Origin of the sequence: Mesorhizobium sp. WSM3224, assembly GCF_000427725.1 — a bacterium.
GTDB lineage: Bacteria > Pseudomonadota > Alphaproteobacteria > Rhizobiales > Rhizobiaceae > Mesorhizobium.
The window spans coordinates 123,456-137,234 of record NZ_ATYO01000009.1 but is presented as its reverse complement, the minus strand read 5'-3'; the positions used below and the strand labels follow the sequence as shown (position 1 = coordinate 137,234).

16 protein-coding genes are annotated in these 13,779 nt (G+C 63.6%); 9 read left to right on the top strand and 7 right to left on the bottom strand.

Annotated elements, in window-relative coordinates:
* Position 1 precedes the first annotated feature (1 nt).
* The gene (locus YU3_RS0117615) at positions 2–1,000 is read right to left on the bottom strand and encodes a DUF2125 domain-containing protein (protein WP_027167489.1); all 999 of its coding nucleotides are present in this window, start codon (positions 998–1,000) and stop codon (positions 2–4) included.
* Between the two features lie 124 nt (positions 1,001–1,124).
* Between YU3_RS0117615 and YU3_RS0117610 the strand changes: the two genes are divergently transcribed.
* The 3 genes from YU3_RS0117610 (at position 1,125) to YU3_RS0117600 (ending at position 3,715) form a co-directional block, all read left to right on the top strand.
* Entirely contained in the window at positions 1,125–1,646 is a 522-nt protein-coding gene (locus YU3_RS0117610; protein ID WP_027167488.1) for a gamma-glutamylcyclotransferase, read from the top strand.
* A 269-nt stretch (positions 1,647–1,915) separates the two neighbouring features.
* Positions 1,916–2,863: an aldo/keto reductase gene (locus YU3_RS0117605; RefSeq protein ID WP_027167487.1), complete on the top strand. Its 948-nt coding sequence runs from the start codon at positions 1,916–1,918 to the stop codon at positions 2,861–2,863.
* A 231-nt stretch (positions 2,864–3,094) separates the two neighbouring features.
* A complete protein-coding gene (locus tag YU3_RS0117600) occupies positions 3,095–3,715 on the top strand; it encodes a LysE family translocator (RefSeq protein ID WP_027167486.1) in 621 nt (206 codons plus the stop codon).
* Positions 3,716–3,719: 4 nt separating this feature from the next.
* Here the strand turns inward: YU3_RS0117600 and YU3_RS0117595 are convergent, their stop codons facing one another.
* Positions 3,720–4,514: a 1-acyl-sn-glycerol-3-phosphate acyltransferase gene (locus tag YU3_RS0117595; RefSeq protein ID WP_027167485.1), complete on the bottom strand. Its 795-nt coding sequence runs from the start codon at positions 4,512–4,514 to the stop codon at positions 3,720–3,722.
* Positions 4,515–4,595: 81 nt separating this feature from the next.
* On the bottom strand, positions 4,596–5,498 hold the full coding sequence (locus YU3_RS0117590; protein WP_027167484.1) for a LysR family transcriptional regulator: 903 nt from the start codon (positions 5,496–5,498) through the stop codon (positions 4,596–4,598).
* A 102-nt stretch (positions 5,499–5,600) separates the two neighbouring features.
* Here YU3_RS0117590 and YU3_RS0117585 point away from each other — a divergent pair, with 102 nt between their 5' ends.
* Positions 5,601–6,152 carry a peroxidase-related enzyme gene (locus YU3_RS0117585; RefSeq protein ID WP_027167483.1) on the top strand — a complete coding sequence of 184 codons (552 nt, stop codon included), beginning with the start codon at positions 5,601–5,603 and terminating at the stop codon, positions 6,150–6,152.
* A gap of 130 nt (positions 6,153–6,282) precedes the next feature.
* Positions 6,283–6,906, top strand: coding sequence for a pyridoxamine 5'-phosphate oxidase family protein (locus tag YU3_RS0117580; RefSeq protein WP_027167482.1), 624 nt, complete (start codon positions 6,283–6,285; stop codon positions 6,904–6,906).
* A 340-nt stretch (positions 6,907–7,246) separates the two neighbouring features.
* Here the strand turns inward: YU3_RS0117580 and YU3_RS36725 are convergent, their stop codons facing one another.
* The 3 genes from YU3_RS36725 to ftsE all read right to left on the bottom strand — a co-directional run bounded on the left by YU3_RS36725 (position 7,247) and on the right by ftsE (position 9,813).
* The gene (locus YU3_RS36725) at positions 7,247–7,975 is read right to left on the bottom strand and encodes a YdcF family protein (protein WP_245273532.1); all 729 of its coding nucleotides are present in this window, start codon (positions 7,973–7,975) and stop codon (positions 7,247–7,249) included.
* Positions 7,976–8,171: 196 nt separating this feature from the next.
* A complete protein-coding gene (locus YU3_RS0117570; RefSeq protein ID WP_027167481.1) occupies positions 8,172–9,161 on the bottom strand; it encodes an ABC transporter permease in 990 nt (329 codons plus the stop codon).
* A complete protein-coding gene (gene ftsE, locus YU3_RS0117565; RefSeq protein WP_027167480.1) occupies positions 9,154–9,813 on the bottom strand; it encodes a cell division ATP-binding protein FtsE in 660 nt (219 codons plus the stop codon). Before ftsE ends, YU3_RS0117570 begins: the two co-directional genes overlap by 8 nt.
* Positions 9,814–9,993: 180 nt before the next feature.
* On the opposite strand from ftsE, the gene YU3_RS0117560 reads away from it, so the two are divergent.
* The 3 genes from YU3_RS0117560 (at position 9,994) to YU3_RS0117550 (ending at position 11,650) form a co-directional block, all read left to right on the top strand.
* Complete coding sequence (locus tag YU3_RS0117560; protein WP_027167479.1) at positions 9,994–10,629, top strand: hypothetical protein; 636 nt, start codon at positions 9,994–9,996, stop codon at positions 10,627–10,629.
* Positions 10,630–10,652: 23 nt separating this feature from the next.
* Entirely contained in the window at positions 10,653–11,195 is a 543-nt protein-coding gene (hpt, locus tag YU3_RS0117555; protein WP_027167478.1) for a hypoxanthine phosphoribosyltransferase, read from the top strand.
* A gap of 83 nt (positions 11,196–11,278) precedes the next feature.
* Entirely contained in the window at positions 11,279–11,650 is a 372-nt protein-coding gene (locus YU3_RS0117550) for a response regulator (protein ID WP_027167477.1), read from the top strand.
* Here YU3_RS0117550 and YU3_RS0117545 read toward each other — a convergent pair.
* Positions 11,633–12,586, bottom strand: a complete 954-nt coding sequence (locus tag YU3_RS0117545; protein WP_027167476.1) for a DMT family transporter — start codon at positions 12,584–12,586, stop codon at positions 11,633–11,635. The two genes, YU3_RS0117550 and YU3_RS0117545, sit on opposite strands and share 18 nt — an antisense overlap.
* A 188-nt stretch (positions 12,587–12,774) precedes the next feature.
* Between YU3_RS0117545 and YU3_RS0117540 the strand changes: the two genes are divergently transcribed.
* The gene (locus YU3_RS0117540; protein ID WP_027167475.1) at positions 12,775–13,659 is read left to right on the top strand and encodes a LysR family transcriptional regulator; all 885 of its coding nucleotides are present in this window, start codon (positions 12,775–12,777) and stop codon (positions 13,657–13,659) included.
* The last annotated feature ends 120 nt before the right edge of the window (positions 13,660–13,779 follow it).

Below are 13,779 nucleotides of genomic sequence, written 5' to 3'. Positions count from 1 at the left end.
GTTACTCGAGCGGCTTGATCTTGCCGAGCGGGATGAAGCCCAGCGAGGCCTTGCCCTTGACGATCCTGAGCGGCAAGGACGGCTCCTTGCCCAGCATGGCAATGCCAGCAAATCCCTGCTCGATTTCGCCCTTATGCTCCGGGATGGCGCCGCCCAGGATGGCTGCCACTGCCTTGGGATCCTTGAGCTTGATCGTCAGACTTGCGTCGACCAGGCCTTCCGCATCGACCGAGACGGGTCCGGACACCGTGATACGCGCTGTCCCCGACGACAGGTCAAGCTTGGCGATATCGATCGACTGGCCGCGCAGGCTCTTCGGCGGCGCTGCGATCAGCGCCACGCCGTTCTTCAGCGTCACCTCGCCGCTGCCGTCAAGCGCCGGCAAGGCGCGCCCGCCAATGGCATCCGCATTGATCTCGAGATCGCCGAAGCTGCCGATATAGTTGATGTCCTGGCCGATCGGCTGCAACTGGCCGGCGGCCTTGCCGGCGCTGAACAATTGCATGGGGTCGGTATCGTCCTGCGGGTCGGTCTGGCCGGAAAGCCCTTCGGCCCGCAGCGAAACGCTCCTTGGCAGCGGCCATGACACTTTCACCTTTGCCTGCAACTGGTCCCAATCGATAAAAAGCGGCGGCATGCCGGGCGCCATGGTCCTCAGCGGCCCGCGCAGGTCTGCGACCGGCGACAAGGGCGCGGTAATGTCGGCGACGGCGTTGAGGCTTCCGGTGGAGGCGGCGACTTTCCGGGCGTCGTCCTCATAGGCGATGTTGTCGCAGGAGACCGTGAAGCTCATTGGGTAGCCGCTGACGGCGAGACTGGCGCAGCCGGCGACGATTCCATTGGCCTGGAGTTTCGCCGAAGCCTGGTCGGCCTCGGTCTTGAGCCTGTCGGCGAGATAGAACCAGCCGCCGCTGTAGAGCGCGAACAGCACGACAAGGAACGCGGCAAGCCAGAACAGCCGGCGGCGAAGTCTGGGCGGTCGCTCGTCACTTGACGTCATGCTGCGGCTCTCGTTAACCCCTCATGTGGCGAGCGGGCGATTCACTCACGCAAACGAGCGGGGGACAGAAGAAGCACCTTGACGGTGCGGTGTCGTTCACTCGAATGCGATCAGGCTTGGCGATATGGGCGATTTTTGGGTTTTTGGCTACGGGTCGCTGATCTGGCGGCCTGGATTTGCCCATGTCGAGACGCGCCGCGCCCGGCTTTACGGCTACCGGCGCTCGCTTTGCGTCTATTCCTTCGTGCATCGCGGCACGCGCGGGCGGCCAGGCCTGGTGCTCGGACTCGACCGTGGCGGCTCCTGCATCGGCCTCGCTTACCGTGTTCCCGGCAATCTGCGCGACGAGGTGCTCTCCTACCTGCGTGGGCGCGAGCTGGTGACCAGCGTCTATCTCGAACGCATGCTGGATATCCGGCTGAATGGCGGCGGTTCGGTCGAGGCGATCGCCTACATCGTCGACCGGCAGCATGAGCAATATGCCGGCGGGCTCGACGCGGACCATGCGGCAAAAATCGTTCGCGGCGCCGTCGGCCAATCCGGCCGGAACGAGGACTATGTGCTCAGCACGCTCGATCACCTCGAGGCGCTCGGCATCCGCGATCACTGGCTGGAGGAGGTGGGCCGTCTGGTCGCGCCTTCGTGAAAAGGGCATTTCTGGCGAAATGCCTTCGTGAAAGGGCATTTCCGGCGGAAACAAGATCGCCTCCAATCCTCTATCTCTTTGATTTTACACAATCCCGGACGCAAGGCCACGGCGAAACCGTCGGGCCTGACCCCCTCGCACTTTGCTGGAATTGCTCTGGTCCGATCAAAAAGCAAAACCATGCCTTTGACCTCGGCCGGGCACGACCTAGCTTAGCGGCAAACCCATCCTTGGGCATCAGGCCCGTTCCAGCATCACGGAGATCAGCCTTGCACAAACGCCGTCTCGGTCGCACCGACCTTTCCATCGCGCCGCTGGTCCTGGGCGGCAACGTCTTCGGCTGGACCGCCGACGAGAAGACCTCCTTCGATCTGCTCGACCGGTTCGTCGAGGCGGGGTTGAACGCCATCGACACGGCCGACGCCTATTCGCGCTGGGTTCCCGGCAACAAGGGCGGCGAATCGGAAACCATCATCGGCAACTGGATGAAAAGCCGCGGCAACCGCGACAAGGTCGTGGTCATCACCAAGGTCGGTTCCGACATGGGCCAGGGCAAGCGGGACCTCTCCGCCGCCTATATCGAAAAGGCGGTCGACGCATCCCTGAAGCGGCTGCAGGTCGATGTCATCGACCTCTATCTGTCGCACTGGCCGGATCCGGCCACGCCTTACGAGGAAACGCTCGGCGCCTATCAGCGGCTGCTCGAAAAGGGCAAGATCCGCTATCCGGGCTGCTCCAATCTCGATGCTGGCCAATTGCGCGCCGCGCTGGACGTCGCCAGCCTGCGCAGCCTGCCGCGCTATGAGGTTCTGCAGCCTGAATACAATTTGTACGATCGCTCGTCGCTCGACGGCCCGCTGCTCGATCTCTGCAAGGCGGAGGACATCGGCGTTATCACCTATTTCAGCCTCGCCAAGGGGTTCCTGAGCGGCAAATACCGCAGCAAGGCCGATCTCGGGCAAAGCGCACGCGGCGAGGACGTGGCCGGCTACCTCAACGAGCGCGGCATGCGCATCCTTTCCGCGCTCGATGCCCTGGCCGAGCGCCATTCGGCCAAGCAAGCGGAAGTGGCGCTGGCCTGGATCATCGCGCGGCCGGGCGTCACTGCGCCGATCGCCAGCGCCACGACGCCGGCCCAGATGGACAGTCTGATCCGGGCCGCTTCGCTCAAGCTTTCGGCGGACGATGTCGGAGCGCTCGACCGCGCCAGCGCCTAAGGTGTGCTGATATTCAGGTGAGGCCGGCCTGCAAATGGCGGCTTCCTGTGCTTCCGGTGCTCACGTACGAAAAGTACGCTCCGCTCCGGTTCTCGGAATTCGCCATTTTCGGCTCGGCCTGACCTGAATCTCAACACACCTTATCGCGGTAAGCGCCGCGCACGATCATCCAAGACGGCCATGACAAATCCCCGTAAGTCCTGTCGCATCGCGGCAGGAGGAGGGTTCGGCATGGCCGGTGGCATCTTGGGCGAAGCGCAGCCCTGGCAGCAAGTGCTGGCGCTTATCGTGGCGGCGACCGTCGTCATGGGCAGCCCGGGACCCGCGACCATCAGCGTGACCGCGGTCGGCGCGGCTTTCGGCTTTCGGCCTTCGCTGGGTTACACGTCGGGCGTGGCGCTCGGCACCATCGCCGTGCTTCTGGTTGTGGCGGCCGGGATTTTCGGCATGCTCACTTCGGTGCCGGGGCTGGCGCCGGTGCTTGCGATCGCCTCGGCGGCCTACATCCTTTATCTCGCTTTCAAAATCGCGACCGCGCCGCCATTGGCCGAACGCGCAAGCACGGCGACGAAGCCCGATTTTCCCGGCGGCTTCATGCTCGCCGTCGCCAACCCGAAAGCCTACGTGGCGATCGGCGCCATGTTCGCCGGCGCCGCGTCGCAGGCAGATAAGCTCGACGCTTCAACCAGGCTGGTTGTGCTCGCCGCGATGATCGTCGCCATCCATGTGGTTTGGCTGCTCGCCGGAACGGCTTTCGCGCGCTTCCTGCGCCATCCGCTGGCCTCGCGGATCATCAATCTGGTGTTTGCCGCAACGCTGGTGCTGACCACCGCCCTGGCGGCGCTGCGATAGAGGATCAGGTCTTCGCGGCTACGCCGAGTTCCGCCAGCCGCCGCACCGCCGTCGGCGGCATGGGCGGCGGGTTCGGCGTCCGCGCTGCCTCGACGAGCATCTGGTCGCAGGCGGCCTCGGTCTCGCCGATCAGCCGCTGCATGAATTCCTCCTTGCTGAGGCCTGGCGGGATCGCCGGGAGGAAGCGGGCCTTGATGGTGCCCGGATAGCGCAGGAACTTGCGGCGCGGCCAGTAGAGGCCGGCGACATGGGCGACCGGCACGACGGGAACGCCGAGCTGCGTATAGAGCTCGACAATGCCGTATTTGTAGGACGGCTCGGCGCCCGGCGGGCGGCGGGTGCCTTCGGGATAGATGATGAGCTGGCGCGGGTTGCGATCCATCTCCTGCCTGGTCGCGGTGACGACTCCCTTGAGCGCTTTCGAGCGGCTGCCGCGATCGACCGGGATCATGCGCATCTTCATGATGTACCAACCGAAGAAGGGGATCCAGGTCAGCTCGCGCTTCAGGATGTAGAGCGCGTCGTCGAGATAGGGGAAGAAAGCGATCGCGTCCCAGAAGGACTGATGCTTCGGCGCCAGGATGAAGGACCCTTCCGGCAGGTTCTCGACACCTGTGATTTCGCTCTTGGTCGAGGCGATCTTGTCATAGAGCCACATCGAGGTGCGGGACCAGAATTTCGGCACGAACCAGGCGCGGTGGCGCGGCGACAGGAAATAATAGGGCGTCCAGAAGATCATCTGGACGATCAGGCTGAGATAGAAGACGAAGTTGAACGCCAGCGAGCGGATGATGAGCATGCAAGGGGCCCGTGAGGAAGTGTGCGTTGGTTACACCAAGCGGCGGCAAAAAGGAAACGGCTCAGTGGTCGGTTGCCAACCCTACAATGATCGCGCCAATAGCTCCTTCAGGCGCGGTGCGGCAAAATCGAGGAAGGCGCGCAGCTTCACCGGCAGCCGGCCCTGGCCGGCATGCACAAGGCTCACTGGCCAGGGCGGCGGCTCGAACGGTTCCAGCACTACACGCAGCGCGCCGGCGCGCACCGCGGCATCGGCTTGATAGGAGAGCACTTTCGTCAGACCGAGGCCGGCAATCGCGGCATCGATCGCCGCCTCGGCGGTGTTGACCTGAAGACGTGAGCGGACCGGCACCGAGATTTCCATCTTGCCTGAACCAAAACTCCAGCTTGCTGGCGCGGCGAGACCTTCAAAGGTGATGCAGTCGTGGCCCGCCAGTTCCTGCGGTTTCGTCGGCATGCCGTGCTTGGCGAGATAGGCGGGGCTGACGCAGACGATGCGGCGGATCGAACCGACGCGGATCGCGACCATGGCCGAATCCGGCAGCTCGCCGATACGCACGGCCAGATCGATATGCTCCTCGACCAGTTGGGTGATCCGGTCCGACAAGGTCAGGCGGATATCCACTTGCGGATAGACGGCGAGAAAGCCGGTGATCACGGGCAGCACATGCAGGCGGCCGAAGACGACCGGTGCCGTGATGACCAGTTCGCCGGTCGGGCTCGAATATTCGCCGGCCGCGGTGCGCTCGGCTTCGCTCACCTCGTCGAGGATGCGACGGCAGGCGGCGAGATAAGACCGGCCGGCATCGGTCAGCGTCAGACGACGCGTCGAGCGGTTGAGCAGGCGCGTCTTCAAATGCTTCTCCAGTTCGGAGAGCTTGCGGCTGACAGTCGCCAGCGGCACGCCGGCGCGTCGCGCGGCGGCGGAAAGGCTGCCGGCCTCCACGGTGGCGACGAACAGCGACATGGCATCGAGGCGGTCCATTGTTCTTCCAGAAAATGGAATAATAGATTTCAGTTATACCATATACAGTTCGTGCGTGGAAGAATGCATCTTCGCCGCATCATCAGCTCGACAGGAGTTCACATGCCACGCATCCCCACGCCTGAAACCATCTCGGACGCACCTGAGACCGCGCAGGCGATGCTCAAGGCCGTCGAGAAACAACTGGGCGTCGCACCGAATCTGTTTCGGTTGGTCTCCAACAGTCCGGCAGCGCTGGAGGGTTATCTCGGAATGTCGGCGGCGCTATCCAAGGGCCTGCTGCCGGCGCCGACGCGAGAGCGCATCGCACTGGCTGTCGCGGAAATCAACGAGTGCATCTACTGTCTTTCCGCCCACACCTATCTGGGCAAGAATCTCGCCGGTCTGGACGATGCGGAGATGGTTGCCAACCGGGAAGGGAGTTCCAACGACAGCAAGGCCGCAGCGGCCGTCCGCTTCGCGGCCAAGGTCGCGCGCGAGCGTGGCAATGTCGGCCAAGCTGACCTCGATGCGGTGAGACGTGCCGGCTACGACGACGCGCAGATCATAGAGATCGTGCAGCATGTCGCTCTCAATGTCTGGACAAACTACATCAACAAGGTTGCGGATACGGAAGTCGACTTCCCCGTCGTTCAATCTCGTCAGGCGGCCTGACCTGGACTTAAAGCGCGTCGCGCTGAAACGGATTCAGGCGACGCGCTTTAAGTCACTGTTTCGATGCATGTCGTTGTCCCAGAACCGCTGCACACTCGCTTTCGGAGCCCAGCCATTAGAGGACGTTGTCATGATTGCCCCTGCCTTCACCAGCGACGTCGCCTTCACACCGACCGTCAAGGCCATCCAGTCCCGCAAGGGGTCGCGCGATTCCTATGCGCGGGTCGAGCAGCGCGGCGGCTGGCGGGCGACGATCACGCCCGACCTCGCCGCCTTCGTCGAGGCGCAGACCAGCGTGTTCCTGGCGACGGCCAACGCCGAAGGACAGCCCTATATCCAGCATCGCGGCGGACCGGCCGGTTTCCTCAAGGTGTTGGACGAGCAGGCGATCGGCTTTGCCGATTTTTCCGGGAACAGGCAGTTCATCACCCAGGGCAATCTGGAGGACAACGACAGAGCCTTCCTGTTCCTGATCGATTACATGCTGCGGCAGCGCATCAAGATCTGGGGCAGGGCGCGCATCGTCGAAAATGATCCGGAATTGACGGCGAAGCTTATGCCGCCGGACTACAAGGCGCGGCCGGAACAGGCGATCCTGTTCACGGTCTTAGCCTGGGATGCCAATTGCCCGCAGCACATTCCACAGCGCTTCGAAGCTGCGGATGTCGCCGCCGCCCTTGCCGAGCGCGACCGGCGCATCGCCGATCTGGAGCAGGAGGTCGCGCGCCTGCGTGGCGCGCGGACTGAGGCCTAAAGCGTGTCGCGCTGAAATGGATTCAAGCGACACGCTTTAAGTCTTTGTTTTTATGCATGTCGTTGTCCCAGAACCGCTGCACACTTCTGGGCGACATGCATTAGTTCTTCGACACAGGAATTTGGAAGGCTGCAGGCTTCTCGGAGACGTTCGTTTCGGTGAACCATCGCAAACGCCGGGAATTGGCCGAAGCCTCCCCAACTTCGTCATCCACGGGCGGAGCGGGAGCGAAGCGGACGCTCAGACCCGAGGATCCATTCCGTGACCTCAGCCGAGGAATGCAGCCGAGCAGAATTCTGCACCGCGGCGGCGCGTCGAAGTCACGGAATGGATCCTATGGTCAGCGCCGCGTCGCTTCGCTCCTTGCTTCGCCAAAGGATGACGAAGGGAGGGTTGCCGAGGCCTCGGCAAGGGTGACGCCCCCGGGCGTCGCGCGAAGCGGCAGGTAGCCGCGCGCCAGCGACAGCACATATTTGCTGTATTCGGTGAGCAGCACGCGCAGCGCCTCCGGCTTGGTCAGCCAGCCGCCATTGCCGAGATTGGTGTTGACCACCGGATAGGGCTCCAGCCGGGCGCCATGCAGCAGCCGGCCCATTTCAAGCAGGCTGCGCGGCATGTGGTAATTGTTGGTGACGATGATGATGCTGCCATAGGCGTGGTTCTCCACCCATTTGGCGCTTTCCTCGGCGTTGCCGATGGTATCGAGCGCGGCACGATCGATATCGACGCAGCAGGAGAAGAGCTGCTTGTCGCCGCCCATTGCCGCCTGCAGCTGGTGTTTGGTAGCCGACGGATGGACGCCGCTGATCAGCAACCGTTCGCCCTTGCCGGACGCCAGCAGCTCCATCGCCGCGTCGAGGCGCGACTGCCCGCCGGTGAGCACCACGATGGCATCGGCCCTGGCCGGGTCGAGCGGGGTCGTCATATGGCTGACCTTGTCGGCGAACCACCCGAAGCCGCCGGCAAAAACCACCAGGATAGCGAGAACGACGAATCCGCAGACGCGCAGGGCGAACCTCAGACGACCGGACCTGACGGGGGCAGCGGCGCGCACAAGCGCCACTGGCATCCGCCCAGCCGTCCCGGTCGAGTCCCGCAAGTCCATCATCCCCAGGTTAATCCTGAAAACATCCCATGGTTAACTCTGAAATGCGACCTTTGATAGGTAAGACAGCGCACTTTGCGTTACGGCATCTGGCCGATCCGTGATCGTTTTCTTGTTTGTATATAACGCTTTCCGCTGATTTTCGGCTATAGCTCATGGGTCAGCCCCCATCCGGCTGGCGAACGTCGATGTCGCTGAGATAGGTGACGACGGTCACATGCGAGGTCGCAGCGGTCAGAGCGCCGATCACCAGCACCATCAGGCCGACGCCGAAATAGCCGGCGGAGCCGATGGCGAAATTGCCGAACAGCGCTGTCGCCTGGTCGGCCTGCGGTGTCGCCATGTTGCGCGACGACCACCAGGAAAAGACGATGAAGACGACGATCGCCAACGCGCCGCCGGCTGCCGCGCCCTTCATGCCGGTGACCAGGAAATGCCAGCGGAATTCGCGCGCGATGAAGCGCGCCTCGGCGCCGACGAAATGCAGCACCTCGATGATATGGCCGTTGCCGGCCATGGCGCCGCGCGTGGCGAACACCACCGTCAGCACGGTTGCCGACAGCATCAGCACCAAAACGGCGATGCCGATCGTCACCGTCGTGTGCGCCATGGCGACCAGACGGTCGACCCAGGTGCGGTGATCGTCTAGCGCAGCGGTTGGGATCTTAGGCGTGATGGCGGCGCGCATGGCGGCGAAGTCCGGCGGGCTGGCCTCGTCGATGGTGACGATGATCAGGCGCGGCACCGGCAATTCGTCGATGTTGAGGCCGCTGCCGAGCCACGGTTCCAGAAGCCGCGCCGTCGCGTCGCGATCGATGATCTTGGTGCCCGTCACGCCGGGAAACTCGCCGGCGATCTGCGAAGCCTGCGCAAGGGCCGCCTCCATGTCGAGGCCGTCGGCCGGCTTGATCTGGATCGTCGCCTCGCGCGATATCTGGTTTTCCCAGACGGAAGCGGTATCGCGCACCAGCGTCACGGCGCCGAAGGTGAGGCACGACAGGAAGGTCATGATGGCGATGACCAGCACCAGCGCCCGTCCGGCGATGTTCTGGGCCGGCACGATCGGCGCCATCTTGCGCTGGACACGGCGGACCGTCGCCGTCTCCTCGACGGTTTCGTGCTGGAAGTGATCGGCCGGAAGATCAGTCATAGACGTCCAACCTTCCGCCGGCCAGAATCATGCGACGCGCATCGACCTGCTCCATGAGGCCAAGGTCGTGGGTGGCGATCACGACGGCGGTGCCCAGTCGGTTGAGCTCGATGAAGAGCCGCAGAAGCCGGCGCGCCAGCGGCGGGTCGACATTGCCCGTCGGCTCGTCGGCGAGCAGGATCTCCGGCTGTTCGATCAGCGCGCGCGCAATGGCGGCGCGCTGCTTCTCGCCGCCGGAAAGCACAGGCGGCAGCACATGCATACGGTCGCCGAGGCCGACCCATTTCAAGAGCTCGGTGACGTCGGTGCGGTAGCTCGCCTCCTCGCGGCCACGCACGCGCAAGGGCAGGGCGACGTTCTCGTAGGTCGTCATGTGGTCGAGCAGGCGGAAATCCTGGAACACCACGCCGATACGGCGGCGCAGCAACGGCAGCTCGCCGCGCGAAATGCGCGAGCGGTCCTTGCCGAAGATGGTGATCAGGCCGCGCGTCGGCTTCAGCGACATGAACAAAAGGCGCAGCAAGGTCGTCTTGCCGGCGCCCGAAGGGCCGCTCAGGAACTGAAAGGAGCGCTCCGGAATGTGCAAGGAAATGTCGCGGAGGATCTCCGGACCCATGCCATAGCGGAGGCCGACATTTTCGAAGCGGATCACGTTCGGCGACCTGAAACTTTCGGCGGCGACGCGCCACAATCTACATTAAAAGACCATCGGCCGGCATGGTTAACCGGCGGTTAATTTTGCGACGCTCAGCGTGCATCAAAGCCATTCCGGTGGGGAAGCGTTAACCAATTCCGTTTACGTAAAAGAAACGAAGACTGCACTGGTGCCGCAATGGCTGACGAGAGAACCGCGCGCCCTGTTTCCGGCGAAATCATGACCGGCATGGCTACAAATGCCGCGCCGGAGCGGGTCGCGTTCGGTGGGGGCGACATCGTCGATGCCGACTATGTCGTGCTGCCGCGTTTTGCCGCTCACCCGGAACCGCCGTCGCCGTCGCCGCAGATACTCTCGACGCCATCGATCGAAGGCATGGGCATGCTGCGTAAACCGGAGGCCGCGCCGTCGCGGGCCTCGCGAGGCGGTCCGATGTTCTGGATCGCCGGCGTCGGCATAGCGCTCGCCTCCTTGTGGGTATCGGGCGGTCATGCGCTGGTTAGGCAGGGTTCGTTCCGGATGGCCGCCGAGCCGGCCAGCGCGCTCACTATTTCCGGCGTGACATCGCGCATCGATGCGTCGGGCCTGAAGCCGGTGCTGTTCGTCGACGGCGAGGCGGCGAATGACGGGGCAGGGCCGGAGGCGCTGCCGCCGCTCGAAATCCGCGTCACCGACAACAACAGCAACATCATCCGCTACAGGCTGGGGACGTCCAACCGTTCCTTGAGGCCCGGCGAAAGATTTGGCTTTTCCAGCCGCCTCGATGTGCCTAAAGACGGCGTCAGAACAGTCTCTGTAATCTTCGCCGGCTAGGCGATCTCTCTGGAAGGTGGTTGATGCCAGTTGTACGCGGCAAGGACATCGAGGTCCTGTTTTCGGCGTCGGCGATCGCCCGCCGCAATCTCGAACTCGCCAAGGAGATCGCCGGGCGCGACTACCACGACCTCCTGGTGATCTCGATTCTCAAGGGCTCGTTCGTCTTCGCCGCAGATCTCATCCGCGCCATGCATGATGTCGGCCTGTCGCCGGAAGTCGAGTTCATCTTCATCTCAAGCTATGGCGCCGGCACCACAAGCGGCGAGGTCAGGGTGCTGCGCGACATCGATAACGAGGTTGCCGGCCGCGACGTGCTTTTGATCGACGACATCCTCGAATCCGGCAAGACGCTTTCCTTCACCCGCGACCTGATGCTTTCGCGCGGCGCCAAAAGCTGCGCCATCGCTGTGCTGCTCGACAAACGCATGCGCCGCCAGACCTCGCTCAACGCCGACTATGTCGGCTTCGACTGCCCGGACTATTTCGTCGTCGGCTATGGAATGGATGTCGCCCATGCGTTCCGCGAACTGCCGTTTGTCGGGGTGGTGAAAGGCGATGCCTGAGGAGGCGCCGGGGTCGTCCCAAAAAACTGCCGATCGTTAGAATTTTCAGAAAACATCAACGTTTCGGCGGCATCTATCTCGGCATGGCAAAGCTTCTGATCGTCGAGGACGATGAGTCCGTCCGTACCCTCGCTGCCCGCGCGCTCGAGCGCGACGGCCATATGGTCACCATCGCCACCGACGGCGCGCAAGGGTTGGAACTGATCCAACGGGCGGCGGGCGGCTACGATCTTGTGGTGTCCGACATCCGCATGCCGGAGATGGACGGCATCGAGATGGCGACCGCTGCCGCAAGGCAGTTTCCGGCGATGAAGATCATGCTGATGACCGGCTATGCCGACCAGCGCGAACGCGCCGAGGAATTGAACGGCATCATCCTCGATGTCGTGCAGAAGCCGTTCACGCTTGCCGAAATCCGCGCCCGCGTCGGCAAGGCATTAAGCTGCTTCGCTTGAGACCGCACCGGCCACCGGAGCGGCACCTCGCCGGCGCCCGCCGCTGAGCGCAAGCAGGCCGGCGCCGATGATCAGCGCCGCGCCCAGCACCGTCGTTTCACGCGGCACTTCGGCGAAAAACAAGAAGCCCCACAGCGGCGACCACAGGATGCCGGTGTATTCGAAAGTGGCGACGCGGTTGGCCGGCGCCATGCGGTAGGCCTGCGACAACAGGATCATGCCGGCGGACGCGACGAGGCCGCAGGCGGCCATCTTCAGGAAATCGGGCATCGTCGGCCACACCCATGGCCGCACCAGGAATTCGACGCTCGGATGCGCCGCATGGGTGATGCCGGCAAGATGAAAGACGGTCGCAACCGCAATGGCGCCGCTGAGATAGGCGCCATTCTGATAGAAGGCCATCACCGTCGATGATTCGGTGTCGCCGATGCGGCGCGCCATCAACTGCGAAAAGCCGTACAGGAAGGCCGAGCCCAGCGACAGCAGTGCCGCCCAGTCGAACACGCCGGCGCCCGGACGCACCATCACAAGCACGCCGACCAGGCCGATCAGCACCGTCGCCAGCGTTTTCCACGAGACGCGCTCGCCGAGATAGGGGCCGGCCATCGCCATGATGAACAGCGGCGCCATGAAATACAGCGCCACCGCGTCGGCCAGCGGCAAGGCGGCGATCGCCAGATAGTAGACCGTGTAGGACGAGAACTGGATGAAGGCGCGCAGCGTCAGCATGCCGAAGCGCTTCGACAGCACCGCCTTCAGGCCGACGTCGGCCTGGACGAGCACGATCAGGATCGGCAGCGCGACGATGGCGCGGATCGCCATCACCTCAGTCACCGGATAACCGCCGGACACCGCCTTCACCAGCGGATCCTGCAGCGAAAAGACAAGCACCCCGAGGCAGAGGCTCAGAATGCCTAGCACCATCCGGTTCTGCATGATCGATCCAGTGAAAAAGAACCCGCCACCATTTTCAGGCAGCGGGTACGAGTGAGGACTCTTCGATTGGTCCGCGGCCGATTTCGCGGCCGCATATCCAATGGGTGCTGCGACTATCCTTCGGCGTTTGACATGTTGCAAACGAATTGGAATGATGCCAGCAATCAAAATTTCTTATGGCGAGATCGATGAAGCCCGTGCTCGACAGCGACCTTCTGCGCACCTTCGTGGCGGTGGCCGAAACCGGCAATTTCACACGCGCGGCGGAGAAGGCCGGGCGCACGCAATCGGCCGTCTCGATGCAGATGAAGAAGCTGGAGGACATGGTCGGCGACGATCTGTTCGAGCGCGGCTCGCGCGGTGTGGCGCTGACGCGCCGCGGCAGCGAATTGATCTCGAACGCGCGCCGGATCGTCTCGCTGCTCGACGAGACGGCGGCTTCGCTGGTGGCCCCGCCGCTCGGCGGCCTGGTCCGCATCGGCATCCCGGCCGAATATGGCCGTTCGATCCTGTCGCGGGCGCTGGGTGAATTCGCCAAGCGCCATCCGCGCGTCGAGGTCACGGTGCGCTACGCGCATTCGGATTCGCAGGTGAGGGCACTTGCGGCCGGCGATCTCGATCTCGCCGTGGTGTTCGAATGGGAAGGCTCTTCCGGCGGCGAGGTGCTGATGCACGACCCGACGGTGTGGGTGGCCTCGACGCTGCACCACATGCATGAGGAGCGGCCGGTACCGATCGCCCTTTACAGCCGCAATGGCTGGTGTCGCGACTTCGCCATCAAGTCGCTGCAGCAGCGCGGCCTCGACTATCGTGTCGCTTACACCAGCGACACCAATGGCGGCCTGACGCTCGCGGTCACTTCCGGTCTGGCGATCGCGCCGATCTCGCGCAGCAACATCCCGCCCGATTGCCGCGAACTGACGGTCGCGGACGGTTTCGGCGACATCGATTCCTCAAATGTCGTGCTGCATCGCAATCCGCTGGCGACCGGCGAAGCGATCGACGGCATGGAGAACGCGATCCGCGAGGCGTTCATGCTGACCAGACAGGCGAGTGCAACGGTGGGTCTCTGAGAATCAAGAGACGCAGCTAACTCAGTCGGGCGGGAGCGCTCTCCATCTACTTCAGCCAGCGAATGGCGTCGTCGAGTCAGTCGTCGCCCAGAACAGCTCGGCGTCGACCAGAAAGCTCGG